The sequence below is a fragment of the Streptomyces sp. NBC_00250 genome, from assembly GCF_036192275.1.
Classification (GTDB): Bacteria; Actinomycetota; Actinomycetes; order Streptomycetales; family Streptomycetaceae; genus Streptomyces.
In genome coordinates, this window is the sequence record NZ_CP108088.1 from 465514 (window position 1) to 490663 (window position 25150).

At 71.9% G+C, this 25150-nt stretch carries 20 protein-coding genes; 8 read left to right on the plus strand and 12 right to left on the minus strand.

The features are described 5' to 3' along the window. Positions 1-34: 34 nt before the first annotated feature. Positions 35-1231, minus strand: coding sequence for an ornithine cyclodeaminase family protein (locus tag OG259_RS02095; protein ID WP_328940586.1), 1197 nt, complete (start codon positions 1229-1231; stop codon positions 35-37). After that, a complete protein-coding gene (locus OG259_RS02100; protein WP_328940587.1) occupies positions 1228-2103 on the minus strand; it encodes a PhzF family phenazine biosynthesis protein in 876 nt (291 codons plus the stop codon). Before OG259_RS02100 ends, OG259_RS02095 begins: the two co-directional genes overlap by 4 nt. Before the next feature lie 72 nt (positions 2104-2175). On the opposite strand from OG259_RS02100, the gene OG259_RS02105 reads away from it, so the two are divergent. Both OG259_RS02105 and OG259_RS02110 read left to right on the plus strand, forming a co-directional pair. After that, positions 2176-3009 (plus strand): LysR family transcriptional regulator, encoded by an 834-nt coding sequence (locus tag OG259_RS02105; RefSeq protein ID WP_328940588.1) that lies wholly within the window; start codon positions 2176-2178, stop codon positions 3007-3009. Positions 3010-3537: 528 nt separating this feature from the next. Further along, positions 3538-4896 (plus strand): chloride channel protein, encoded by a 1359-nt coding sequence (locus OG259_RS02110; protein ID WP_328940589.1) that lies wholly within the window; start codon positions 3538-3540, stop codon positions 4894-4896. 551 nt (positions 4897-5447) lie between these two features. On the opposite strand, the gene OG259_RS02115 is transcribed toward OG259_RS02110, so the two are convergent. Continuing rightward, positions 5448-5777: a hypothetical protein gene (locus OG259_RS02115; protein WP_328940590.1), complete on the minus strand. Its 330-nt coding sequence runs from the start codon at positions 5775-5777 to the stop codon at positions 5448-5450. 927 nt (positions 5778-6704) lie between these two features. Between OG259_RS02115 and OG259_RS02120 the strand changes: the two genes are divergently transcribed. The 3 genes from OG259_RS02120 to OG259_RS02130 all read left to right on the plus strand — a co-directional run bounded on the left by OG259_RS02120 (position 6705) and on the right by OG259_RS02130 (position 10549). Further along, positions 6705-9380, plus strand: coding sequence for a SpoIIE family protein phosphatase (locus OG259_RS02120; RefSeq protein WP_328940591.1), 2676 nt, complete (start codon positions 6705-6707; stop codon positions 9378-9380). A gap of 39 nt (positions 9381-9419) precedes the next feature. Further along, positions 9420-9884 (plus strand): WD40 repeat domain-containing protein, encoded by a 465-nt coding sequence (locus tag OG259_RS02125; RefSeq protein WP_328940592.1) that lies wholly within the window; start codon positions 9420-9422, stop codon positions 9882-9884. Between the two features lie 131 nt (positions 9885-10015). Beyond that, on the plus strand, positions 10016-10549 hold the full coding sequence (locus tag OG259_RS02130; RefSeq protein WP_328940593.1) for an EF-hand domain-containing protein: 534 nt from the start codon (positions 10016-10018) through the stop codon (positions 10547-10549). Between the two features lie 67 nt (positions 10550-10616). On the opposite strand, the gene OG259_RS02135 is transcribed toward OG259_RS02130, so the two are convergent. From OG259_RS02135 to OG259_RS02155, 5 genes are all read right to left on the minus strand, one after another. Continuing rightward, complete coding sequence (locus tag OG259_RS02135) at positions 10617-11576, minus strand: class I SAM-dependent methyltransferase (RefSeq protein WP_328940594.1); 960 nt, start codon at positions 11574-11576, stop codon at positions 10617-10619. Next, positions 11573-12685, minus strand: coding sequence for an NAD(P)-dependent alcohol dehydrogenase (locus OG259_RS02140; RefSeq protein WP_328940595.1), 1113 nt, complete (start codon positions 12683-12685; stop codon positions 11573-11575). The genes OG259_RS02135 and OG259_RS02140 overlap by 4 nt, the downstream gene beginning before the upstream one ends. Beyond that, positions 12682-14091, minus strand: a complete 1410-nt coding sequence (locus OG259_RS02145; RefSeq protein ID WP_328940596.1) for an aldehyde dehydrogenase family protein — start codon at positions 14089-14091, stop codon at positions 12682-12684. The genes OG259_RS02140 and OG259_RS02145 overlap by 4 nt, the downstream gene beginning before the upstream one ends. An 8-nt stretch (positions 14092-14099) precedes the next feature. Then, entirely contained in the window at positions 14100-14855 is a 756-nt protein-coding gene (locus OG259_RS02150; RefSeq protein ID WP_328940597.1) for a (5-formylfuran-3-yl)methyl phosphate synthase, read from the minus strand. 529 nt (positions 14856-15384) lie between these two features. Then, positions 15385-16332, minus strand: coding sequence for an ArsR/SmtB family transcription factor (locus OG259_RS02155; protein WP_328940598.1), 948 nt, complete (start codon positions 16330-16332; stop codon positions 15385-15387). A gap of 118 nt (positions 16333-16450) precedes the next feature. On the opposite strand from OG259_RS02155, the gene OG259_RS02160 reads away from it, so the two are divergent. Further along, entirely contained in the window at positions 16451-17755 is a 1305-nt protein-coding gene (locus tag OG259_RS02160) for an MFS transporter (protein WP_328940599.1), read from the plus strand. Between the two features lie 173 nt (positions 17756-17928). On the opposite strand, the gene OG259_RS02165 is transcribed toward OG259_RS02160, so the two are convergent. Then, positions 17929-18843, minus strand: a complete 915-nt coding sequence (locus tag OG259_RS02165; RefSeq protein WP_328940600.1) for an oxygenase MpaB family protein — start codon at positions 18841-18843, stop codon at positions 17929-17931. 161 nt (positions 18844-19004) lie between these two features. Between OG259_RS02165 and OG259_RS02170 the strand changes: the two genes are divergently transcribed. Together OG259_RS02170 and OG259_RS02175 are read left to right on the plus strand one after the other, a co-directional pair. Then, on the plus strand, positions 19005-20009 hold the full coding sequence (locus OG259_RS02170) for a hypothetical protein (RefSeq protein WP_328940601.1): 1005 nt from the start codon (positions 19005-19007) through the stop codon (positions 20007-20009). Between the two features lie 291 nt (positions 20010-20300). Beyond that, on the plus strand, positions 20301-21119 hold the full coding sequence (locus OG259_RS02175; protein ID WP_328940602.1) for an SDR family NAD(P)-dependent oxidoreductase: 819 nt from the start codon (positions 20301-20303) through the stop codon (positions 21117-21119). A 661-nt stretch (positions 21120-21780) separates the two neighbouring features. Here the strand turns inward: OG259_RS02175 and OG259_RS02180 are convergent. The 3 genes from OG259_RS02180 to OG259_RS02195 all read right to left on the minus strand — a co-directional run bounded on the left by OG259_RS02180 (position 21781) and on the right by OG259_RS02195 (position 24991). After that, positions 21781-22167, minus strand: a complete 387-nt coding sequence (locus tag OG259_RS02180; RefSeq protein WP_328940603.1) for a hypothetical protein — start codon at positions 22165-22167, stop codon at positions 21781-21783. 61 nt (positions 22168-22228) lie between these two features. Further along, entirely contained in the window at positions 22229-22564 is a 336-nt protein-coding gene (locus OG259_RS02185; RefSeq protein ID WP_328940604.1) for an RHS repeat domain-containing protein, read from the minus strand. 285 nt (positions 22565-22849) lie between these two features. Beyond that, positions 22850-24991, minus strand: coding sequence for an ATP-binding SpoIIE family protein phosphatase (locus tag OG259_RS02195; RefSeq protein WP_328940605.1), 2142 nt, complete (start codon positions 24989-24991; stop codon positions 22850-22852). Between the last annotated feature and the right edge of the window lie 159 nt (positions 24992-25150).

Here is a 25150-nt window from a genome sequence, read left to right on the forward strand (position 1 = left end):
GCTCTCCTCGCCTCGGGCCATCGTCGACAGGCCCTCACAGGGGCGCCGATGGGCACCCTTGTGCGAGGGCACCTGGTCGAGAAGCTACCGAGTCGCTGAAACAAATGGTGTGCGCAGCGTTCGGCGACGCTGCCGAAGTACCCCATCCGGCGGATGACACCCCGCGAGGTGGCGCAGGCGCGGGCCCTCCCTGCCGTGGCGCATTGGACAAGGACAGGTCCGTCGCACTGGCCGGTGGCCGACTGCGCTGCGGGCCCTTGCCTCGGAGGAGGTCCAGGGTGACCTGGGCCGCCGCGAGGTCCTGCACGCCCAGGCCGATGAGCTTGCAGACGGTGATCTCGTCGGCCCGTTCGCGGCCCGGTGCCGACCCCGCAAGCACCTCGCCGAGTTCCGTGGGTTCCGGGAAGGCCGCTTGGGCCCGCGCGAGGTCTCCGTGGACGGCGGTGAGGGCGCGGCTGTCGACCACGATCCGGTCGGCGCGGTACAGGCAGGACGGAGACAGTTCGGCCTTGGTCGGGTCGTCGGCTCCTACGGCGGTGATGTGCAGGCCGGGAGCCAGCCACTCGGCGTCGACCAGCGGTTCGGTGCTAGCGGTGGCCGTCACCAGCACGTCGGCGCCCTCGCACGCCTGCCGGGCGGCGCCCACCGGGGTCACCCGCAGGTCGGGGCGGCGTGTGACCAGCGCGGCGGCCAGGCGGCGCACGCGTTCGTCGCGGCGGCCCCAGACCCTCACCTCCCGGATCGGCAGTTCGTCGGCAGCCGCCAGGATCTGCAGATACGCCTGAACTCCGGTACCCAGCACGCCGACTACGGCGGAGTCCGGCCGGGCCAGCGTGCGCGCGGCGAGCGCGCCGGCGGCCGCGGTGCGGATGTCGGACAGGTGGTGCTCGTCCTCCAGCACGGCCCGCAGGTCCCCGGTCCGGGCGTCGAACACGGCGACGGCACCGGCTCCCGGCGGGCCGCCACGCCGGGCACGCTCCGCGAACCAGGTGGCCACCTTCACCGTGAAGACGGAACGGCCCGGCAGCCAGGCCGACTTCACGTGCACGTCGCCATCCCGGCCCGCCGGCGCGAACACCGCCACAGGCGAGTCCCCCAGTCCGCGGCTGAAGGCGGCGAAGGCCGCCGCCACTTCCTCGACGACGTCCTCGTACCCCACGAGCGCGCGGATCGTGTCCGGCCCGACGTATGCCGGTATCGCCTGCACCGTCTGCCGGGTCGCGGCGCTCACTGAGGAAGCACCTCCAGCCGTCCCTCGCCGACGAAGGCGACCTCGCCGCCGACCCGCACGGAGTGGATGTCCTCCCCGTGGCCGTGGGCACTGATGGTCATCTCGCTGGGGCGTCCGGTGAACCGGCCCTGGCGCAGGGTCACGGCTTCGCCGTCGCCGATGCAGCCGTGACGGCGCAGGTAGGCCGCGGCGCAGCCGGCTCCGCTGCCGGTAGCCACGTCCTCGGTCAGCCCGTCGTTGCTCCAGTGCCGCGCCTCCAGAGCGGTCGCATCGAGGACGTAGGCGAACTGGGCGCCGAGGTCCGCCAGTCGTGTGCTGATGTCCAAGGCGATGCGGGCACGGTCAAGGGCGCCTTCGCGGACCGGGAGCACCAGGTAGCGCAGCCCTGTGGAGACGACCTCCGGGGACAGGTCCGGATCGAGGTCCTTGGCGTCGAGGCCGAACAAGGACGCCAGGTCCTTCGCGGCCGAGGGCTCGGGGCGGCCGAGGAAGGCGGCCCGGCCCTGATCCAACACGCTGGCGTACCGTCCGGTTCCGAGCCGCCTCGTGGTCACCTCCACGGTGCGGGCCTTCAAGCGCAGCGTCCACGTCTCCTCCTCGCCGGCACCGTGCAGGGCGTGCAGCACACACCCAGCCCCGATGACGGGATGCCCGGCGAAGTCCAGTTCCTCGATGAGGTCGAAGACCCGCGCCTGCCGGCCCGAGTCCCCCGACGTCTTGTCCGGGGTCAGGAAGATCGACTCGAAGTGGCGCAGCTCCTGCGTGATCCGTTGCATCTGGGGGCCGCTGAGGTCGGCGGCGTCGGGGAAGACAGCCAGGCTGTTGCCGCTGTAGGGCAGGCCGGTGAAGACATCGACGTGGTGGTAGAACATGCGGCTGAGGCTACGAGCCCACCAGGCCATAAGGAACTGGCCAATCCCGGAGATCCCACATAACGTCTGGTTATGGGATCGGATCTGGACATGGCACAGCTGCGGGTCTTCGTCTCCTGCACCCGCTCCGGCAGCATCAGCCGCGCCGCCACCGCGCTCGGGCACAGCCAGCCCGCACTCAGCCAGCAACTGCGCAGGCTGGAACGCACCGTCGGGCAGCCACTCCTGCACCGCGCCGCCACCGGCGTCACCCTCACCAAGGCCGGCGAAGCGCTGCTACCGTACGCCGAACGCATCCTGGCCCTGTCCACCCAGGCACTCGGCGCCACCGGCCCGGCCATCCAGGGGCACTGCGGCGTGGGCCTGCTCGAAGACCTCACCACCGCGCCGCTCCCTCAGGCCCTGGCCGACTTCACCCGCATGAACCCCCGGGCCACCCTGGAGCTGATCAGCGGCCCCGGCCCCGTACTCCGCGAGGCATACGGCCAAGGACGCATACACCTGGCGCTGTGCGACCCGTCCTATCTCCCCGAGCCACCCCGGTGGACGGTGCGCCTCCCTATGACCTGGGCCGCCGCCCCCAGCCTGGACACCACCCTCGACCCCCTCCCCCTGGTCCTCTTCTCCCAGCCCTGCCGCTGGCGCCAACCGCTCCTCGACTCCCTCGAAGCCGCCGGACGCGGCTGGCGCACCGCATTCGAGAGCACCAACGTGCCCGGCGTCCGGGCGGCCGTCCGCGCCGGCCTCGGCGCGGCCGCCCTCCTTCCGGCCACCGTCGAACCGGGCACCGCCGTACACGGCCTTCCCGCGCTCCCCGACGTCGAACTCGGGCTGATCAGGCGCCCCGGAACCGAGGGCGACACCCTCGTCGACGCCGTCGAAGCCGTCCTCAAACGGCTCGTCTGATCAGCTACCCGCCCCTCGCTTCCGGCCAGAAGCCGGTCAGCTCCTTGTTCAAGCGACCACAGTCCGCATGGGGTACCAGCGCCACCGCACCGACGTGCGCATCTCATATCGTCGGCGAAATGGGCGTGGAAGCCGTGCCGGTCGCGGCCCTGGCCGACGACCCTCGTCGGCCCTCATGCCGACTGCCCGGATGGATGGCGCCCCACAAGGCGGCGTAGCGCAGGGAGCCGTCGAGCAGGCGGAACGACGTGTGGCGGCGCCGCACACACCGTCCTGGGCGCTGTCCGCGTGGGACTCGACCGGCCGCACGCCCCGCCCCCCCGGGACGGGACCGGCTCGCCGACGGTGCAGGCCCGATCGGGTGAGCCACCCGACGAGGACCTTGGTCCGCCTGAATGACCATCACTCCACCACCGCACAAAGGCGGTGAGCCCGCCCGGTACAGCGGCCGCCGCGTGGTACCACGTCAGTAAAACGCCAGTGGACCGCCGCGATCCCGATGAATGTCGAGCCAAGGAGCTGATGCGCATGTCGGCCGACAGACCTGTCGGAGCACCGGGCGAGCTGACGCCAGATCCCTTCGCCATGGTCAGGACCCGCGGTTACGTCGGGATCCTGGTCATGGCGGCGGCGCTCGGAGTGCCGATCTCAGCAGCCGCGTACGGCTTCCTCGCCCTGGTCAACGAGCTCCAGCCGTGGACCTACACCGATCTGCCCAAGGCGCTGGGCTTCCAGGAAACCCCTCCCTGGTGGCCCCTGCCGCTGCTCGCCGTCGCAGGCCTGCTGGTCGGAGCGACCATCCGATACCTTCCGGGAATCGGTGGCCACAAGCCCGCCGAGGGGCTGTCGACGACGGGCGCGCCGAAGCCGCGCGAGCTTCCCGGCATCTTCGTCGCCGCCGTGGCCACGCTGGCCCTCGGTGCCGTCCTCGGTCCCGAGGCACCGCTCATCGCCCTCGGCAGCGGCACAGCCATCTGGCTCGTACGCCTGCTCAAGCCGGACCTGCCGGAGCGGGCCGGGGCCGTCGTCGGAGCCGCCGGAAGCTTCGCCGCGGTGAGCACCCTGCTCGGGTCACCCATCACGGGGGCGTTCCTGCTCATGGAGGCTTCGGGAATCGGCGGGCCGATGCTCGGGGTCGTGCTCGTACCCGGCCTGCTCGCCGCCGGCATCGGCTCGCTCGTCTTCACCGGCCTGGACAGCTGGACCGGTCTCGGCACGTACTCGCTGGCGCTTCCGGAGGTCCCGCACGCCAACGCGCCCGATGTCGCCGAGTTCGGCTGGGCACTCGTCATCGGACTGGCGGCGGCCCTCGTCGGCACGGGCATCCGGCGGCTCGCCCTCCTGGCGCAGCCCCGTGTCGAGCGGCACCGGGTGACCGCCACCGTGCTGATGGGCCTGGCGGTCGCGGGGCTCGCCATCGCCTTCGCCGAAGGCACGGGGAAAGCCGCGACCGACGTGCTGTACTCGGGGCAGGCCGCCATGGGCCCGCTGCTCGCGAACAGCGCAGACTACTCCGTCGGTACGTTGACCCTGCTCGTCGCGTGCAAAGGGCTGGCGTACTGCGCCTCACTGAGCGCGTTCAGAGGAGGCCCGATCTTCCCGGCGATGTTCCTGGGGGCGACGGGCGGGATCGCGCTGTCCCACCTTCCTGGGCTGGAGCTCACCCCCGCGTTCGCGATGGGGATCGGAGCCATGTCGGTCACCATGCTCGGGCTCCCGCTTACCTCGGTGCTGTTGGCCACCCTGCTGCTGGGGTCGCAGGGCCTCACCGTCATGCCACTCGTCATCGTCACGGTCGTGGTCGCCTATGTCGTGTCAAAACGACTCAGCCCGCCACCGGCCGGCGCGTCGCAGGCTCCCGCGCTCAGGGAACCGACGACGAGGTGACATACCGTCAAGTACCGCTTGGCGCAAGCGAGATCCGGTCCGGGAACCACCCTGGTTCTTGATCTCAGTTCTTGATGGCATCGTGAGGACCAAGGGGCATCATGGTCCGATTCCGCTCGACGCGTTCGCTCTGCTGCTGTCCGCCGAGCGGGGCGTGAACCACGGGCGTACACAAGGGGCGCGCCTTCACTCGCTCGGCCGCCCGCCAGGCCTTGGTGATCATCGAGGGCGTCCCGTGGTCAGCCGTCGGCCCACCGGTCGGCTTCGTCGACGGCGATGCTCGTCAAGCCGGTGGTGGGCACCAGGCTGATCGCGGAGAGCGGGCACAAGCACCGCCGCGCCAAGGAGCCGTGCGAGCGCAGGACTTCCAGCGGATCGACACGAGCCCACGCGAACGCGCTACCTCCGGAAGAGCCGCCCGCGCCCGGATGCCTCGGTCGAGCCATGCCGAGCACTGCCCCGCGGGCTACCTGGGCGGCGGCAACTCCTTCGACCGGGCGTTGAGCGACTTCGCGGAGAAGTACGCGACCGTGCCTGGCGCCCCGACGCGGTCAGGAGTACCAGTCGGCCTCCACCGCCCGCGCCCGTCGGGGCACGTCCCGGGCGAGCATGGGCATGCGTTCGCCAGACGCGAGCAGGAAGCTTGCCGGATCGCCGCCGAGAGCGCCCGGGAGCGTCACCTCGACCTCGATGCCGCGAGGCGGGTCGGTGGGCAGGATTGTGGTCATCACCGCCGTCTGGGCCCGGTGGCCATGGACGCGGGCGGCGGCGACCTGCTTCCCGTCCACGAGGAGCTCCAGCTCCCGCGTCCCGCCCACCCGCAGGCCCACCGTGACCGAGCAGCCTGCGTGCTCGGCATGAAAGTGATACTCGCGGCCCATGGCCGCCTCCCTGAAGCGCCTGGCGACAAATCTCCTTCCCTTCATCGTGGCACTGCCTGATGGCTGCGGCAGCCCTGGATATCGCTCCCGCGGTCGTCACCGTGATCCCCACCCGTCACGCCACCTCTCAACCGACCGCACCACCGTCGCCGAGCACGGGAACACGCTGCCGTCGTCCCTCTCGGACAACGACAGCCATCGCGACCAGATCGCTGCGCCCCCATGGGTCTTCGGTCATCTCGGGGGCCCGCTGCCCGAGCCGGCTACAGGCAGTCGGGTGTGGGCCTGACCTGGGCCTTTCCCCGGACGAGGGCGGGTGGACCATAGCCCCCTCAGCCTGGGGATCAGTCCACGTAGAGATGTCAGTGGGGGCGTGGATGCAGTCGCAGTGGGTGGCGTCCGGGCCACTGCCGGTCTTCACCGGTTCGGCGCTGCTCACCCCCTGGTAGTTGATGCAGACGTCGAACTCGCGGTCGGTGTCGCCGTAGACCGTGACCCCGGAGAATCGTGCCGTGTCGCCATAGAGGCATCCTGCTCGACCTACCCCCATCCGCGTCGCTCGGTCGGCGCTGCCTGGAGGCCGTCGGCGCACATTCCGGCCGCCGCAGCCGCACACACCTCGCGCTCCTGGACCGCGCCACCGGCCTGCGGAGCGCCGGGTCGACGAGGCCCTGGAGATCGTGGACCCAGGAGCCGCCGCCGACTGGCGGGGGCTCGGGGGCACGCGCCGGCGGCCGGTCCGGCGGCCGCCGGCTCCTGCATCAGGCCGGACCGTACGCGGCCGACAGCTCGCTGCTCATCTGCTCCGTGAAGGCGTGGGCCTGGCGGGCGGTTCAGGCCGATCAGCAGTGCGTACCCCTGGGTCGGTCCGTTCCGTGCCCGGGCCGCCCGCTCGCCCGCCGTTCGGGCCGGTGCTAGACATGGACTATGGCCGGATTCCTCGGCCGCCTGCGCTCCGCGTTGAGCGTCCGCACCGTCGCCCGCCAGGTCTTCTCCCTACAGGCGGCGATCGTGGTGCTCCTCGTCGTGGCCGCCGTGGTTGCTCTCGTACTGCAGTCCCGGGCGGACAGCGAGCGGGAAGCGCGCAACCGGTCCCTCGCCGTGGCCGAGACCTTCGCCAACGCCCCGGGACTCGAGGAGGCCCTGGCCGGTCCCGACCCGACCGCAGTGCTCCAGCCACGCGCCGAGGAAGCGCGAAAGGCGTCCGGCGTCGACTTTCTCGTGGCGATGACCACGGACGGGATCCGCATCACCCACCCCGATCCGGCACAGATCGGAAAGCGCTACATCGGCACGATCGGCCCTGCTGCGGCAGGCGGGATCGTCAGGGAGACCGTGACCGGCACCCTCGGCCCGTCCACCCGCGCCGTGGTCCCCGTGACCGACGCCGAGGGCGACGTCATCGCTCTGGTTTCCGCCGGGGTCACGCTCGAAGCCGTGAGCGGAGTCGTCGATCATCAGCTGCCCCTGCTGCTCGGTGCCGCGGCGGCGGCGCTGGCAGTCGCCACCTTCGGTACCGCTCTGGTCGGCAGGCGACTGCGCCGCCAGACCCGCGGCCTGGGTCCCGCCGAGATGACCCGCATGTACGAGCATCACGACGCGGTGCTGCACGCCGTGCGCGAGGGCGTTCTGATCCTCGACGGCGACGGTCGGCTGGAGCTGGCCAACGACGAGGCCCGCAGGCTGCTCGGTCTGAGCCCGGACGCGGAGGGCCTGCTCGCCCGTGAGCTGGGCCTCGCCCCGGACATAGCCCGGCTGTTGGCTTCCGGGCGCGCGGCCACCGACGAGGTGCACCTGGCCGGGGACCGGCTGCTGGCCGTCAACCAGCGGCCGACCGACCCCGGAGGCGGGCCGTCCGGCTGTGTCGCGACGCTGCGGGACACCACCGAGCTGCAGACGGTCACCGGCAGGGCCGATGTGGCGCAGGAGCGCCTGAAACTGCTGTTCGACGCCGGATTGGAGATCGGCACCAGCCTCGACGTAGAGCGGACCTCCCAGGAGCTGGCGGACTTCGCCGTCCCCCGGTTCGCCGACTTCGTCACCGTCGACCTGGCCGACCCCGTCCTGCGGGGCGAGGAGCCGTCGGGGGGTGCAGCGATGCGCCGTGTCGCGTTCCGGGGTATCCGGGACGACACACCGCTGTACCCGCCCGGCAAACTGATCCATTTCGTCCCGTCCACCCCGCAGAGCCTCGGTTACGGCTCGGGCGAGACGGTCCTGGAGGCGGACATGACCGCCTTCTCCGGGTGGCAGGCTCAAGACCCCGAACGGGCCCGGAGACTTGTCGAGGCCGGCATCCATTCGATGATCGCGGCTCCGTTGCGCGCTCGCGGAGTCATCCTGGGTGTCGTCACGTTCTGGCGGTCGCGCAAGCCCGAGCCTTTCGAGCACGACGACGTGACACTCGCCGAGCAACTGGGCGCCCGAGCGGCGGTCACCATCGACAACGCCCGCCGCTTCACGCGCGAGCACACCCTGGCGGTCGCCCTGCAGCGCAGCCTGCTCCCCCGCGCCCTGCCGGAGCAGAACGCGCTCGACGTGGCCCACCGCTACCTGCCCGCGCATGCGGGCAGCGGCGGTGTCGGCGGGGACTGGTTCGACGTCATCCCGCTACCCGGCGCCCGCGTCGCCCTCGTCGTGGGGGACGTGGTCGGCCACGGCCTGCACGCCGCCGCCACCATGGGCCGGCTGCGCACCGCGGTCCACAACTTCTCCTCCCTGGACCTGGCGCCCGACGAACTCCTGTGGCGCCTCGACGAACTGGTCACTCGGATCGACCAGGACGAGAGCGGCGGGGGCGGCGGCGCTCCGGTCACGGGCGCCACCTGCCTGTACGCGCTCTACGACCCGGGCACCCAGCTGTGCACGATGGCCCGCGCCGGCCACCTCGAGCCCGTCATCGTGCGCCCCGACGGCAGCGCGGCGTTCGCCGCCGTACCGGGCGGCCCGCCCCTCGGGCTCTCTGGACTCCCGTTCGAGACCGCCGAGATCCAGCTCCCCGAGGGCAGCGGCCTCGTGCTCTACACCGACGGTCTCGTGGAGGACCGCACCCGCGACATCGACGAAGGGCTGGAACTGCTGCGGCGCACCCTGGCTCACCCCGGCCGCACGCCTGAGCAGACCTGCAGCGCGGTTCTGGACGCAATGCTGCCCGAGCAGCCCTCGGACGACATCGCGCTGGTGGTCGCCCGCACGCGTGCGCTCGGCAGCGCCCGTACAGCCACCTGGGACGTCGCGTCCGATCCGTCGGCCGTCGGCCAGGTTCGAGCCGCCGTCGCCCGCACGATGGCCGAGTGGGGTCTGGAGGAGGAGTCGTTCACCACCGAGCTGATCCTCAGCGAGCTTGTCACCAACGCCATCCGTTACGCCGCCGAGCCCGTCCGCGTACGTCTGATCCGCGATCGCGCCCTGATCTGCGAGGTCTCGGACGGCAGCAGCACCGCTCCGCACCTGCGGCGCGCGGCGACCACCGACGAGGGCGGACGGGGCCTGTTCCTGGTGGCCCAGTTCGCCGACCGCTGGGGCACCCGCTACACCGCGGACGGCAAGGTCATCTGGACCGAACAGCCACTTCTCACCGGTACGTCGGACAACGACCGGTGATGACCGGTGATGACCGGTGATGACCGGTGATGACCGGTGATGACCGGTGGCGCCTACGGCCACCGGCCGCTCCGGCTCCCCACGTCCGCCTGCACGGGCACCCATGTCGCCCTCGATCTTGATCGTCTTCATGGTGACTTGGGACCGGACCGCGCGAGTCTGGGACGCTGTTACCGGGCAGTACCGCAGAATGCCGGCGGGCAAGCCGGAGCGGTGCAGTCGGTGGCTCTCCGCCGGGACGGCCGCACGCTCGCCACCGCCAGCTGGGACGGCACAGCGTGGCTGTGGGACGCCCTGACGGGCAAGGCGCGCCTTTCGTTGGCGGGGCACTCCGACGTGGTGTATTCGGTGGCGTTCAGCCCCGATGGCCGCTGCCTCCCCACGGGCAGCGTCGACCGCACGGGCGCGGCTGTGGGACGTCCGCCTGGCCCCGGCCGACGAGGCCATCAAGAAGATCTGCCGCGCGGTCTGCCGCAGGTGGCCGGTCCGAGCCGCCCGGACTGATTGTCGGCGAACTCACTCCTTCCGGTACCGGCGACCGCCGCACCGTCACGGCACTCCCCCAGCACCGTTACGTAGAAGCACTCATGGAGCCAGGCCCGGGACCGACGGGCCGCACGAGACAGGTGACGGACATGCGCACTGAGGCCGCCAAGCGGGTCGAGCTGGTCTTCTCCCTCTTCGACGCCAACGGCAACGGAGTCATCGACTCCGGTGACTTCGACCTCATGACGGAACGCGTTCTGGAGGCGGCTGTCGCATCGGAAGACGGCGCCAAGGAGGCCATCCGGACCGCGTTCCGCCGCTGGTGGACGACGCTGGCCACCGAACTGGACGTCAACGGGGACGGCGTGATCACCGTCGACGAGTTCCGCCCCTTCGTGCTCGACCCCAAGCGTTTCGGCCCCACGATCACCGCGTTCGCGGAGGCTCTCTCCGCACTCGGCGACCCGGATGGGGACGGCCTGATCGAGCGTCCGCTCTTCCTGTCGCTGATGACGGCGATCGGCTTCGAGAAGGCGAACATCCACGCGCTCTTCGACGCCTTCGGCCCGGACGCCGAGGACCGCATCACCGTGGCCACGTGGGCCGCCGGCATCGAGGACTACTACGCACCGGAGCTGGCCGGGATTCCCGGCGACCGGCTGGTGGGCGCCCCGGCCGTCTGACACGGCCCGGTCGCGAGCGTCCCGGGGCGGCGTCGGCCGCACCGGGACACCGTCGGCCCGAAGGACGTCACGGTCCGGGCTTGTGGGCGAAGACCCACCGGTTCCCCTCCAGGGCGTCGTTCGGCTCGGGGAGGGGGCCGCGTCCGTGCCGGCGGGTGAAGTCGAAGGGCGTGCGCATCGACGTGGACCAGCCCTTGGCCGTCAGGTGAGCCGCCGAGTCGGGGCGCGGTCCCAGGTCGAAGAGGTCGAGCAGGTCGATGCCGATCTGTTCCCGCGTCGCCGTGTAGATCGCGCTGCCGCGGTACGCCAGCAGGTCCTTCTCCAGCTTGGCCTCGAAGGCCAGGGCGCTGCCCCCGGTGGTCAGCCGGTCCACCGTGTCGATGAGGTACGTCTCGGCGGGGCCCGGCAGGTAGAAGAGCAGCCCCTCGGCCAGCCAGACGCTCGGTGCGGCCGGGTCGAAGCCGGTGGAGGTCAGCGCGGTGGCCCAGTCCGCACGCAGGTCGACCGGTACGGGGACGCGCTTCACCCTCGGGGCTGCCGACAGGTCCGTGAGCACCTGGTGCTTGAAGGCCAGCACACCCGCCCTGTCGATCTCGAAGACCACGCAGTCGGACGGAAGGTCCAGCCGGAAGGCACGCGTGTCAAGACCCGCGCCCAGCAGGACCACTTGACGGGCACCGTCGAGGACCGACCCGAGGACGAAGTCGTCGAGGACCCGGGTCCGCAGCCCGAAGTAGCGGGCGAACCTGCCCCACAGCGGGTTGTCGTCCCCCTCCGGGACCTGCCCGATGCGTACCGGCCAGTCCACGCACGCCGGGGCCGCGCGTACGAAGTGTTCGGCGTGGACGTCCTGGGCCAGGCTGTCGTGGCGGTGGGTCTCGATCGCCCGGGCCGCGGCGACCAGGAGGGCGGTCAGCCCCACCCCTCCGTCCACGCCCTCCGCGTCGGCCTGCCGAGTCGACGTGGCGGCCGAGTCTCCTCCGGTGGCGGAGGGGGAGGGCTCCTTGGTGGTGAAGGTTTCGCTCATCGTTCTCTTCTTTCCGGCAGCAGGACGGGTTTGACCACGCGGCCGGCGTCGCAGTCGCGTTCGGCCTCGTTGATGTCGGCCAGCGGGTAGGTGCGGATCAGCTGGTCGAAGGGGAAGCGGCCGGCCTGCCACAGGCCGGTCAGCCGGGGTATCAGCAGTCCGGGTACCGCGTCGCCTTCGCAGATGTGGCGGATGCCGCGGCCTCGGTCGAGCGTGCCGGGTTCGAGCGGTAGCGGGGTGTGGAGGCGTGCCACGAGCCCGAGGGTGCCGGTGGGGCGCAGTGCCTGGAGCGCGTCGTTGATGAGCGGGGCCGAGGCCGTGGTGTCCAGGGCGTACTGGGCTCCGCCGTCGGTCAGTCGGCGGATCCGGTCGGGCAGTCCGTGCGATCCGGCGAACAGCGGGGTCGCACCGAACCGTTCGGCCAGGTCCAGCCGCTCGGGATGCCGGTCGACGGCCACGGTCCGCATGCCGGCGGCGGTGGCCGCCATCACGGCGGCCAGGCCCACCGCCCCCGCGCCGAGGACCGCGAGGGTGTCGCCTGGGCCTGCGGCGAAGGTGTTCAGTACGGCTCCGGCACCGGTGAGGAAGCCGCAGCCGAGCGGCCCGAGCAGTTCGAGCGGCAGGGAGGGGTCGACCCGGACGGCGTTGCGGGCCGGGACGAGCGCGTACGCGGCGAAGGAGGACTGGCCGAACCACCGGGGAGCCAGCGCCTTTCCGGCCGCGTCGGTGAGGCGCGGTGGTTCCTCCTCGCGCCCGCCGAAGAGGTTGAGGGAGGCGAAGGAGTCACAGTAGGCGGGGGCGGCGGCGCGGCAGCTCCGGCAGTGTCCGCAGGAGTCGAAGCTCAGCACGACGTGGTCGCCGACGCCGAGCGCGATGCCGGGGCCGCCGCCCGTCGCCACCACGACCCCGGCGCCCTCGTGGCCGAGAACCGCAGGCAGCGGGCTGCGGCCGGCCGATCGCCGTACTGCGAGGTCGGTGCGGCACATCCCGGCTCCCGCGATCTCGACCAGGATCTCGCCGGGGCCGGGCGCCGTGCTCAGGGCCACTTCCTCTACCGTGAACGGGTCCTCGTACGAGCGCAGTACGGCCGCCTGGAACCTCCTCGTCAAGCTTCCTCCTCCCGCGGGCGGTGCACGACGAACGGCCGGAGGTTGCCGTAGAGGCCCCACGGTCCGCCCGCGACACCGACGCCGCTGTCCTTGACGCCCGCGAAGGGCTGGGCGAGGGAGAGCTCGGCGTGGTGGTTGATCCACGCCGTGCCGCATTCGAGCCGGTCGGCCACTGCCTCGGCCCGGTCGAGATCGGTGCCCCAGACGGAGCCGCCCAGTCCGAAGCCGGTGCCGTTGGCCGCGTGGACGGCCTCGTCGAGGTTCCGGTACGGCAGTACGGGCAGGACCGGTCCGAACTGTTCCTCGGTCACCACCGGGCTGTCGGGCGGGACGTCGGTGAGGATCGTGGGAGCGAAGAAGTAGCCCGCTCCGTCGAGTCGGTGGCCGCCGGCCACGGCCCGGGCGCCGGCCGCCAGGGCCTGCCGCGTGACCTCTTCGACCCGGGCCAGCTGGCGAGCGTTGTTGACCGGACCGATCCGGGTGTCCGGGTCGAGTCCGGATCCGATCACGACCGCCTTCGCGCGCTGGGCCAGGGCTTCGACGACCTCGGTGTGGAGCCGGGCGGGGGCGTAGACGCGTTTGACCGCCATGCAGACCTGCCCGCAGTTGCGGAACGCGGCCCAGAACAGCCGGTCCGCGATCCGTTCCACGTCGACGTCGTCCAGGAGGACGGCGGCGTCGTTGCCGCCCAGTTCCAGGGTGACGCGGGCGAGCGAGCCCGACGCGGCCTCGGCGACGGCCCGACCGGTGGGCACCGAGCCGGTGAAGGTGACGTGACGGATGCCGGGGTGGGCGGCGAGACGGGCACCGAGGGGTTCGCGGCCGGTGACGACGGTCAGGACGTCCTCGGGCAGGACGGTCGCGAGGACAGAGCCGAGGAGCCGAGTGGCGAGCGGGGTGTGAGGGGACGGTTTGAGGACCACGGTGTTGCCGGCCGCGAGCGCGGGCGCGAACTTCGCCGCCGCGAGCTGGAGCGGGAAGTTCCACGGCACGATCGCGGCGACGGGCCCGACGGGCCGCCAGCGGACCTCGCTGTGCACGGGTCGACCGTCGTCGATCCGGCGGGACCTGGGAGCCAGGTCGGCGAAATAACGCAGCCGGGCCGCAGTACGGGCGATTTCGGCGTACGACTCGGGCAGGGGCTTGCCCTGTTCCCGCGTGAGCAGCCTGGCGAGGTCCTCGCCGGCTGTTTCCACGGCGTCGGCGGCGACGCGCAGGGCGGTGGTGCGGGCGGCGGTGTCGGCGCGCCAGCCGTACCAGGCCCGCTGGGCCCGGGCGACCACCTCGTCCAACTCCTCCGGCCGCTGGTCGGGGGCCTCGTCGAAGGCCTCCCCGGTGGCCGGGTCGAGGACGGCGAGGCGTGTGGCACGACGCCCGGGGACGCGACCGGCTTCTGGTGTCGGCATCCCGGTGGTCAGTTCACGGCCGAGGTGCCGACGGCGTGCTCTCGGGCCTGCCGGTCCATCTCCGCCCGGAAGGCGGCGACCAGATGCGGCTGGATCCTCCCGGCATTGCGGTCACCGCCCGAGCAGACCGCTCCCCGTACGCCCACGATGTCCGTGCCGATGCGGGTCAGCGGACCGAGGTCCGCCTGCTTGACGCTGCCCGCGAGGGCGGCGAGCAGACCTGACGCGTGGGCGCGCCGGACGAACTCGGCGCAGGCGTCGGGCGGGACGTGGTCGAAGAGCCGCGTGCCGTCCTTGATCGCGGTGTCCAGCATGGCCGCGTCGGCACCGGCGCGGGCGGCGATGTCGGGCAGGGAGAGCGGGTTGACGCAGCCGATGCGGTGGGCGTCGGCGTAGCCCGAGGCGACGACGAGCGCTTCGGGGCGGTGGTCCTTCACCGCGCGGACGACCGCCCGCATGACCTCGACGCCCTGCTCGGGTGTCGTGCAGCCGTACAGGCCGACCTTGATGTACGTGGCGCCGGAGACGACCGCGCCGAGCGCGGCCTGCGCCACCGTGCCGGGCTTGTACGGCACGTCCCCGACGGTGGCGGACACCGGCTTGTCCGCCGGCACCGCGTCGCGGATCTCCCGGATGACCCAAGGGAAGTTGGCGCCCAGCGAGCCCTCGTCGGGCTTCTTGACATCGACGATGTCGAGGTGTTCCGCGGCCTTCGCACAGTCGAGGGCTTCCTCGACACCGTCCGGGGAAATGAGAAGCAACACCGTGAGCTCCTTCCGCCCGCATGTCCACCTGGCCGAGGACAGGGGTGCGGATCACCTGGTTCATGTGCGTGCGATCATCCTTTCCGTCGCCCCGTGGGCACCGGTAGGGCGCGCGGAGCTCCCCGGAGGCGCGTGACGGCACGCGCGTCACGCGATGTGCACCGGGCGTGCACCGGCGGCCGCCGAACCCTGCCAACCGCCCCCGATGCGCACTTGTGCACTCCGGCGCCGCTGTCTGCCTCCTGCCGGTCACCAGGCACGAATGACCCCTCAGGTCGCACGCTCGCGAGCGCGCTCGCCAGGCACCCGGAGTCGGGCGTGTTCGCGGTTGAACTGCCGCTAGCGATCAGGCTGTCCGCGGCGGCGGTAGTAGGGGGTCGATCGAACTGTCCGAGCAGCGCACGAGCCGGCTCGTCCCCGGCGCCACCTACGAGGAATTCGCGACGGCGGGCCCCGGACTGTTCATCACCCACGGGGACGAACTGAACGGCGACCTCCTGTCGTTCATCGAGGGCGAGCGCCGAGGCCCTCACGCCCGGTCGAGCAGCGCGACACCGAGCTCGCTGGCGGTGTAGTGGACCTCACGCCGGTAGCGGTGGCTGGTCACCAGCCCGGCGTCGCGCAGCACGGCGAGGTGCTGCGAGACGGCGCCCAGGCTCAGCCCGGTCAGCTGGGCCAGTCCGGTCGTGGTGGAGGGTGAGCTCGTGTGGGCGAGCAGTCGCGACCGGCTGCGGCCGAGGAGGCGGGCCAGTCCGTCCTCGGCCGTGTCGCGCCGTTCCCACACGGTGGCGACCGCTCGCGACGGATAGACGACACACGGGATGGTCCCCGGTCGCCCGGCGAGCAGATGGCAGCGGGCCGCGAACACGCTCGGTGCCAGGGTGATGCCGCCGCCGTCCAGGTCGAGTCCCCTGGCGGGCAGGTCCGCCGACACGAGGCAGTCGCCGGACCAGCGCAGTGACGGATGGAGGTGCGCGAACACCTCCCGGATGCCGTCCTCGCCGAGCTGCCGGGTACGGTGCGCGAGGTCGGCCTCCAGTACCGAACGGATCCTCGGCCAGTACGGCTTCAGGCTCGCCTGCCACCAGGCGAGTACCGCATCGGCCAGTTCGGGCAGCACCCGCTCCGGGTCGTCGGCCAGCCTCCGTTCGAAGACGGAGAGCCGGGTGTGCCGGGCGACCGTCTCCAGCCCCGCGCGCACCCGCTCGGCCGGCAGCGTCGCCAGGACGGCGAGTTCCTCCTCGATCTCGGCCAGCGGGCAGCGCGGAGACGGAGTCAGGAAGTCGCGCACCACGCCGTCCCGGGGTGCCAGCGCGGCGAGCGCCGCCGCGTGTCCGGCGAGCGCGGGGTTCTTCTGCAGGGCCAACGCCTTTTTGATCCAGGGAAGATGGATGGCGTGGCGCCCGGGATCGGCCGTCGCCCGGAGACTGGCGACGGTTTCCCACAGCGGGGATATCGCGAACCTGAGGTTCGCCATGTCGTCGACCCCGAACCGCACCCTGCCCATACCGCTGCCCCCGGCCCTCATCACGGCGATGTTTTCGCCCAGACTAAAACAATGGCTACGTCTCCCCGGGGGTGGTGGTGTTCAAGCCATGACGATCTCTCCCACCACCCCTGCCGGCGGCACCGGCGAACAGAGCGACGAGGGCGGCCCCGAAGCCGCCGCCGCCCGTCCCGGACTCCTGCGGATCGCGGACTTCCGCCGTCTGTGGATCGGCGACACCGTGAGCCAGGCGGGCACGGCCGTCACCCTGCTCGCGCTCCCGCTCGTGGCGATCGGCACGCTCGGCGCCTCGCCCTTCGAGGCGGGCCTGCTCGTCGCATGTGAGTACCTGGGGTTCCTGCTCCTCGGTCTGCCCGCAGGCGCCTGGGTGGATCGGATGCGCCGTCTCCGCGTCATGATCACGGGCGATCTCGGTCGTGCCGTCCTGCTCGCCTCCGTGCCCGCCGCGGCTCTGCTGGACGTCCTGACGCTTCCTCAGCTGTACGTCGTGGCCTTCGGGGTGTCCGTCTGTACGGCGTTCTTCGACATCGCCTACCAGAGCCATCTCCCCCAACTGGTCGACGAGGACCGCTTGGTGGAGGCCAACGTCGCTCTGGAGGCGACTCGCACCATCACCGCGGCCGGCGGCCCCGGAGCCGGCGGCGCGCTGGTCGGTGCGCTGACCGCGCCCGTGGCGATCGTCGTCGACGCCGTCAGCTTCGTCGTCTCCGCCGCATTCCTGGCACGTATCCGCGGTGGCCGTGCCGATGCCGCACCCGAGTCCCGCCCCGGAGTCCGTCTGAGAGGTGAGATCGCCGAAGGGCTGCGCTTCGTCTTCGGCCACCCGCTGCTGCGCGCACTCACCCTCACCTCCGCGATCTCCAATCTGTGCGGAACGATCGGCGCTTCCATGCTGCTGGTGCTGCTCGCGGGCGAGTTGGGCCTGTCACCGTTCCTGTGTGGCCTGGTGTTCACGGCAGAGGCCCTCGGCGGCTTCCTCGGAAGTCTGCTCACCCTGCGGATCGCCGGACGGTTCGGTCAGGAGCGGGCGATGGCCGCGTCCGTGATCACCAGTGGTCTGCTGTGGCTGCTGGCTCTCCCCTTCTTCCAGGCCGACTGGCGCTTCGCGGTCGCCGTCGCCCTCCAGGGTCTGGGCTGGACGGCTTTCATGACCTTCAAGGTCACTTCGGTCGCCCTGCGCCAACGGCTCTGCCCGCCACCGCTTCTCGGACGCATGACAGCGACGTTTCGCTTCGTGGTGTGGGGGTCCATGCCCGTGGGCGCACTCCTCGGAGGTCTCCTGGGACAGCACTTGGGCGCGCGCTCGGCTCTGTGGGCCGGGGCCCTGGGTGAACTCCTCGCCGTACTTCCCCTGCTTCTCTCGCTCCGCGGCCCACGCGAGCATGCGGAGTGACCCCGGCGCCCCGCCACGGCCACGGCCTCGTTGTAGTTCGCGGCACCACTCGCCGCGCGTCGCGTCGCGTCCCGCGGTGACGGCCCTCGCCCGCGTGCCGCGCGGCCCGGTCGCCTCCTCATCGGCGTCTGGACCCGCGCACCGGGCCGTACCGCCGACGGGCCTCGCGGCCCTCACCGACGCGACGGTCCGCCGGGCCGCGCACGCGGGAGAGTGACCGCGTCCGGCGTAGGCGGAGCCATCACCCAACGGATCCCCACGGTCGCCATCCGCCCTCCCACTCGCGCGGCCGCCCTCACCGGCCAGGGGAGCGAGGGAAGACCCAGCTGACCACGCGCCCACGACGGCAGCAGTTCCACCGCACCCGCCGCGAGCAGCGCGTAGGGTACCCGGGCCTGCCAGGGGATCGGGGGGCTCAACAGCAAGAAACGGGCGGTCTCCCGGGCTTCGCGGGTCCCGTCGAGCTCGCCTCGGTACGCCTCCATCCGCCGCGCCAGCTCGGCCAGGCTCCGGGGCGGGCGCTCCACGCCCAGCTCCTCCGCGATCCGGGCCGTGTCCGCCACATAGTCGTCGTAGCCCGCGAGGGCGAGCGGGGACGTCCCGTAACGCCGGTGAGCCCGCAGAAAACTGTCGACCTCGGCCACGTGCACCCAGCCCAGCAGATGCGGATCGGAGGCGTGGTACTCCCGCCCGTCGGGCGTCGTGCCCCGCACCCGCTCGTGGACCCCACGGACGCGCTCCACCGCACGCCGTGCGTCATCGGCCGTACCGAACGTCGTGACCGCCAGAAACGTACTGGTCCGCTGCAGCCTGCCCCACGGGTCGCCCCGGAACCCCGAATGCGCCGTCACGGCCGCCATGGCCAGCGGGTGCAGCGACTGCAGCAGCAGCGCCGCCAGCCCCCCGGTGAACATCGCGGCGTCGCCGTGGACCGCGCGGATCGGACGGTCGGGGCCGAACCACCGGGGTCCGGGCGTCTCGTGGATACGGGCGCGCGTCATCTCGCCCGAAGGACCGGCGACGCGCCGGAAGAGCTCGCTGCCGAGCCGTTCCCTCAAGTCGTCCACGGTGGGAGGCGGCCATCCCATGCGGCCAGTATGCGCCCACGCCCTTGGGACGCGCCGGGCAGCACGACCAGCACCGCTACAGGAAGTCAGCGACCGTGAACAATCCGCGTCACGCGAAGCGATCACGCGGCGTGCCGAAATTCCATGTCGGCTCCGACGCCCGCGCACGTAGCCTCGACGACGTGCTCCAACTCGTCCTTGCCGCATCCGTGTTCACCGTGGCCACCGCCGTGTACGCGGCCATCGGCCTCCGGTGGCGACGCCGTGCCCGGATCCGGCGCGAGATCCTCGGGGTGGTCGGCGCCCTCGACCTCGAGCCGTACCACGCCGCCGCGACGGAGTCGCGGGCGACCGAGGCGGCCGCCGCCGAGCTGCTGCTCGGCGGGTACCTCGACATCGACGGGGAAGGGGCGGCGCTCCTGGCCGAGGCGGGCCGCGACCCCGGCCGGACGCCCGTCCATCCGCTGCCCGCCGCCCTGCTCGACGCCGTGCGTCGGCACGATCCCGAGCCGGTGTCGATCGGCTGGATCGACTGGCACGACGAGGAGTACCGGGCACGACGCAGCGCGTACCGCAGCGAGCGGGACGCCCTGCTGCCCGATATTCCGCGCATGCCGGACGGCGACGGGCGGAAGCTGTTGGCCTGCTGCGCCTGCACGGGCGTCACCCTGCTGCTGAGTTTCTGGACCGTGGCGGCCGTGCTGCTGGTGATGGCGCGCCCGCACGGTGTCCTGGAATGGGCGGCCGCCGCGGCCGCCGCCGCGGGCCTGGCGGCGCTCTGGTTCGCCGACGATGCCCACCAGGCGGTCCTTACCCGCACGGCCTGCGAAGACCCGCTGGGGGACCGGATCGGCGCAGAGCCGCCGCATCCGTCCCTCGCGGCGCTGGACCAGCAGCAGCGGTTCCACGTCCTCAGGAGCATCGGAGACCACACCAGGTGGCGGGGCACCGACCAGGGACTCGACGAGGACGGTGCCGAGGACGAGGACGACGACTGGATGGACGACGACTGGTGGGCGGACGCGTACCACTACCGGGCCACCGACCACGAGAAGAAGCCCGACGACAAGGACGCGCCCGATGACGAACCCGACGACGACGCCCGATGCACGCGCCCTGGGGCTTGTCCGTCCGATCGGGTGCCTGCCTCGTGCCCTGGTCGTTGCTCCGGGCACGGGGTCGGGTGATCTCGCCGGAGACCGAGGGCGACATCCTGGGGCCGCTGCTCCCACAGCACAACGGGCTACGGCAGCCGCCAGGTCCACGGCCACCCTGGTGATCCGAAACTCGCGGTGCGCGAGAGCAGCCGACCGCGCCACGAGGACGTCTTCAGCAACGAGGCGGCGGAAGCGACCCAGGACGCACCAGGGGCCGAGCCGCTCGGCGATGGTTCGCCGGCCGGCCCGGCCCCGGAGCCTCACGCGCCTAAGATCACCGGGACGGGCGACGGCGGACGAGACACGGGAGAGGCGGCGGACATGGCGGACGAGCGCGTGTACCTGGTGACCGGGGGCGGGACAGGGATCGGGGCGGCGACCGCGCTTTCGTTGGCCCGGGCGGGACACAAGGTGGCGGTGTCCGGGCGCCGTCCCGAGCCGCTGCGGCTGGTCGCCGAGGAGACCGGCGCCCTGCCCGTACCGTCGGACATCGGCGACCCCGCCGCGGTGGCCTCGCTCGTCGAGACGGTGGTCGGCACGTACGGACGGCTCGACGGTCTCGTGCTCAACGCCGGCATCGGGCGGGGCGGCGGGGTGGGAGAGGTGACCCCGGAGGACTGGGACGAAGTCATGCGGACCAACCTCACCGGTCCCTTCCTGCTGCTGCGCGCCGCGCTCCCCCACCTGCTCGACGCCCGAGGCGCGGTGGTCGCGGTGGCCTCCGTGTCCGCCCTGCGCAACGGCGTCGGGAACGCCGCCTACGCCACCTCCAAAGCGGCGCTGCTCCAGCTGTGCCGCTCGCTCACGGTCGACTACGGGAGCGCGGGGTTGCGCGCCAACACCGTGTGCCCTAGCTGGGTGCGTACCGATATGGCCGACCGCCGAATGAGCCGGTTCGCCGACGAGGCGGGCCTGGGCGGGGACGGTCTGGAAGCGGCGTACGAAGAGGTGACCCGGGTCCTGCCCGCCGGGCGGCCCGGTGAGCCGCAAGAGGTCGCGGAGGCCATCGCCTGGCTGCTGTCGCCCGCCGCCTCGTTCGTGAACGGTGCGGTGCTCACCGTCGACGGCGGCGCGACCGTACTCGACCCCGGCACCCTTGCCTTCGACTTCCGGCTGGAGCCACGCTCCCCGCGGGCCTGACCGACAGTTGCGGCCGAGGTGACCGGTCACGTTCATCCGACCGGCCACCCCGCACGGTCGGGGGGGGCGGTCGCGGTCATCCCGCACGGTCGGGACGACCGGCGGCGCGCCGCTGGTGGCCGGCGAGCCAAAAAAGACCGTCCTGCCCGCCGGCCCTAAGACACCCAGATCACGCCTCCGCGCGCCCCGCACGGACGTTTGTCGAGCGCCCTCCCGGTCGCGTCCGTGTCGCGGAGCAGGTCGAACGCCGTCTGCGCCGTCCGCTCCCCCGACGGAGGTGCCGTGGACCGGCCTTGCGAAGGCTTGCCCTCATCCGCGGGCGCGGCTCCCTCAGGCCCGCATCCCGTCAGCGGCACCGACGTCGGGCACAGTCCAGTCAGTCGTCCCCTGCTGTCCACACCGATGCCCCGGATGCTTCGCTCCCTTCTCACGGCTGGGACCTGATCACCGCGACGCAGCACAGCGCAGCGAGCGCCAAACTCGCCGCCGCCGGTCCCGCGAGGGCCTCGGCTGCGGTGGCGGGAAGGATTCGGTCGGTCGGGGGGACGGCGTCCTCCGGGTCGAAGACCATCGTGAGGTGCCGGCCCGGGTGGGCGTCGGCGCCGCAGGTGCGCCAGGCTTCGGTCGGGACCGGGGTGCCGTCGGGGAGACCTACCGAGCACTAGTTCTTGACGTAGTTCCGTCCTTCGTAGCGGTGGGCGTGGACTTCGGTCACTACGACGACGCGGCTCTCGCCGCGCGCCGCCAGGACGGCCTGAGCGGTCTGGCCCGGTATCCACCAGGCGAGGGCCCCGCCGAGCAGGGCGACCGCGGCGACCAGGGCACGTCCCGCGTTCGTCGAGAAGAGATGGCCGGCGGAGGCCAGGGCCACGACGGCTCCGACCACCGTGCCGATCGTGTCGAAGCCGGTCAGCACACCCGTCACCGCGGAACCCGCGACCAGACCGGCCGTAGCGACGCCCACGACGACGCCCTCCACCACCAGCCGGGTAGGCGGTCGTCCGGAGAAGTTCGCCGGGCCCCACAGGAACGCCCCGTCGTAGGACATGCTGCTCCATTCGTCGTTCAGGACTGTGCGGATGGGGTGCCGCCCGGGGAGCGGGTGCCGTTCATGCCCCCACCCGCCCCCGGGCGGCTGGAATCATGTCACCATCCGCTCCCCCGTAGACATGGGTCACGCCGCCGACGAAGTTCTCCCACACCTCCCGCTCGTCGTAGCTGATCAGGGCCTCGTTGCCCTCGGCGTCCTTGGTGGCGACGGGGAGCGAGTCCTTGTCGTACGTGCGGGAGGTGCTCTTGCCGAGAGCGTCGGTGGCCTGGGTGACCTGGCCGCGCTCGTCGTAGGTGTACGACGTGGTGTTGCCCAGCGCGTCCGTGGTCTTCGCCGGGTATCCGGTCGTCCCCAACTCGCTGTTGGTGGTGGGGTTGCCGTTGACGTCCGTCACCTTGGTGAGCAGACCGTGCGCGGGTAGTCGGTCTTCGGGTCGTAGCAGTACGCGGTCGTGGCGCCGTTGGCCTCTTCGAGGGAGGTGATGTTGTTGTCGGCGTTCCAGGTCAGGGTCGTCGTCTGCGCCTTGGCGTCAGTGGTCCGCAGCGGACGGCCGAAGTCGTCGGTCTGCGCCGCCAGGACGTCGCTGCCTTCGTGAAGACAGCGTTCCCTCGCACCCGTCCCGACCTTGCCTGGGCACCACGCACTCCAAGATCCTTACCCTGTCCGGGCCGGCCCCCGGTCACGCCTCGGCAGCGGGGTCGTGACCGAGGGCCGGAGCCGTTGCGAGGGTCCGTGCCGCCCAGAGCGTCTTGCCTCGTCCTGAGGGCCTCACGCCCCAGCGCTGGGTGAGGTGGGCGGTGATGAACAGGCCCCGGCCGTTCTCGTCCGTGCCCAGGGCGCGGCGAAGGTGCGGACTGGCGCTGCTGTCGTCGGTGACCTCACACACGAGCGTGCCGTCGTGGATGAGGCGCAACTGGATCGGCCCCTTCGCGTAGCGCACGGAGTTGGTGACCAGCTCACTGACGACGAGGGCGGTGTCGTCGATGACGTCCTGGGCCAGTCCCCATTCCGCGAGTTGGTCCACGGCTCTCCTGCGCGCCTGCCCGGCGCTCTCCGGACTGTTGGGAAAGGTCCACGCCTTCGTCTGGGAGTCGCCCAACGTGCGGGTTCGGGCCAGCAACAGATAGGCGTCGCGAAGCGGCTGCTCGGGCGCGAGGGCCTCGGCACACCTGTCGCACGCGACCTGAAGAGAGGGCTCCGGTTCGGCGAACAGGTCGGTCAACCGACTCAGCAGCGACTCCCGGCCGCCGGCCGCGGTCAGCAGAGCGGTGTTGCAGATCAGCAGGGTGCTCCCTTCGGGCAGGACGCGTTCCGTGACCGCGTACTCCGCGAGGCCCTGCCCGAGAGGTGGTCCGGCCGCGACATTCAGCAGTTCGACGGCGCCGCCCGGATGCACCAGAACCGGTGACGGGTGTCCCGCGCTCGCCGCGGTGCACAGGCGGGTGACCGGATCGTAGACGAGGCAGAGGCAGGTGGCGGGCGTTCCGTCACCGGCATCGGGTGCAGCCGTGTCCGGCGGGGTGCTCGGGCGACTGGCGAGGTCGTGAAGACGCTGGAGGATGTCGTCCGGCGGCAGGTCGAGGTCGGCCAGCGCCTCGATCGCCGCGCGGAGCTCGCTCATCGCCGCCGGACGCGAAGTCCCGGAAGTGGTGTCCCCGGCCACGAGGGCGACCCTGGACCCCGAGAGGGAGATGACGTCGGACCAGCCGCCGCCCGTGCCGGCCGGCAGGTGGGTGCGGGCGAGTTCGACGGCAGTCACGACGGATGCCTGCGCCTGGGCGAAACCACCGGACAGGATGCGGGCGGCCGAGCGCTCACGCCCGTAGAGGCGAGCGTTGTCCAGGCACTGGCCCGCGTGCGTGGTGAGCTGCTGCGCGAGCCTCAGGTGCCGATGGTCGAACGGGGCCGGTTCACGCCAACGGTAGAAACAGGCCAGGCCGAGCACCACACCCCGCGCTCGGATGGGAACCAGCAGCATGGAATGCGCCCGCGAGCTCAGGATCCGGGCATCACGCCGACGCCGAGGATCGAGCCAGTGGGCGTCCGGGCGCAGGCGTCGGATCAGCTTGGGGGCCAGGGTGTCCAGGACGGTTCGGTAAGGCGTGCCGGGCGGGTACACGTCCACCTCGCCGACGGCGGGGACGCCCTGCTGGTCCGGTCCGGCGACCGATCGGTATCCCACGCGTCGAACGGTCTGATCCCGGTCGAGAGCGTCCGCGATGGGAGCCCGGCCGCCCAGGACCACGTCGTAGACGTCGACGGTCACGGTGTCGGCCAGGGCCGGACAGACGACCTCGCAGAATTCGTCCGCCGTACGGAAGATGTCGAGCGTGGTTCCGATCCGCGCGGCCGCCTCGTTCTGCAGGCGCACCTCCGCTTCGGCCCGCACCCGGGCGGTGATGTCGGTCAGCGCGGCAGCCAGCCCCAGCACGGTGCCGTCGGCCCGCTGCAGGCGGAACGCGGACACCGAGGAGACGGTTTCGACCGGGGGGACACGGTGGTCGCGGAACCGGATGCTCATATCGAGCTCGGGCACGCCGGTCTCCAGCACCCGGTGGGCGGCCCGTTCCACGGCCGCGGGGTCGGTGATGTCGAAGGACTGCAGGATCTCCGGCAGCGTACGGCCGAGCAACCGGTCGACCGGGAACTCCCGCATCAGCCGGGCCGCCGTGTTCATCCGTACCAGACGCAGCTCCTGGTCGTACACGTGCAGGCCCATGGGCGACTGGGAGAAGAGCGCGTCCAGTACCGCGTCCCCCAGACCCTCGGGGACGGACCGGCTGTCCGGATGATCTTCACCGACCACTGTGTGAACGCCCATTCGACGAGACGGGTGGACCGCGTTGCCTCCCATGCAACGCCCACCCCACCCACCCGGCCACCGCAGGGGAGTGGCCGGGTGATGGCGGCCGGTCCCGCCGGACGGGCCTGCTGGGGCGCGGTCGGCGGGAGCGCTGCGTACGCTGGTCGGAGGGGGCTC

Bases quoted from the DNA above. Each gene is read 5' to 3' on its own strand.
- OG259_RS02125 (WP_328940592.1), top strand. From the start codon at position 9,420: ATGACCGGTGGCGCCTACGGCCACCGGCCGCTCCGGCTCCCCACGTCC.
- OG259_RS02135 (WP_328940594.1), bottom strand. From the start codon at position 11,576: ATGAGCGAAACCTTCACCACCAAGGAGCCCTCCCCCTCCGCCACCGGA.
- OG259_RS02115 (WP_328940590.1), bottom strand. From the start codon at position 5,777: ATGGGCCGCGAGTATCACTTTCATGCCGAGCACGCAGGCTGCTCGGTC.
- OG259_RS02195 (WP_328940605.1), bottom strand. From the start codon at position 24,991: ATGGGCGTTCACACAGTGGTCGGTGAAGATCATCCGGACAGCCGGTCC.
- OG259_RS02165 (WP_328940600.1), bottom strand. From the start codon at position 18,843: ATGGGATGGCCGCCTCCCACCGTGGACGACTTGAGGGAACGGCTCGGC.
- OG259_RS02180 (WP_328940603.1), bottom strand. From the start codon at position 22,167: ATGTCCTACGACGGGGCGTTCCTGTGGGGCCCGGCGAACTTCTCCGGA.
- OG259_RS02110 (WP_328940589.1), top strand. From the start codon at position 3,538: ATGTCGGCCGACAGACCTGTCGGAGCACCGGGCGAGCTGACGCCAGAT.
- OG259_RS02100 (WP_328940587.1), bottom strand. From the start codon at position 2,103: ATGTTCTACCACCACGTCGATGTCTTCACCGGCCTGCCCTACAGCGGC.
- OG259_RS02130 (WP_328940593.1), top strand. From the start codon at position 10,016: ATGCGCACTGAGGCCGCCAAGCGGGTCGAGCTGGTCTTCTCCCTCTTC.
- OG259_RS02145 (WP_328940596.1), bottom strand. From the start codon at position 14,091: ATGCCGACACCAGAAGCCGGTCGCGTCCCCGGGCGTCGTGCCACACGC.
- OG259_RS02160 (WP_328940599.1), top strand. From the start codon at position 16,451: ATGACGATCTCTCCCACCACCCCTGCCGGCGGCACCGGCGAACAGAGC.
- OG259_RS02120 (WP_328940591.1), top strand. From the start codon at position 6,705: ATGGCCGGATTCCTCGGCCGCCTGCGCTCCGCGTTGAGCGTCCGCACC.
- OG259_RS02155 (WP_328940598.1), bottom strand. From the start codon at position 16,332: ATGGCGAACCTCAGGTTCGCGATATCCCCGCTGTGGGAAACCGTCGCC.
- OG259_RS02105 (WP_328940588.1), top strand. From the start codon at position 2,176: ATGGGATCGGATCTGGACATGGCACAGCTGCGGGTCTTCGTCTCCTGC.
- OG259_RS02175 (WP_328940602.1), top strand. From the start codon at position 20,301: ATGGCGGACGAGCGCGTGTACCTGGTGACCGGGGGCGGGACAGGGATC.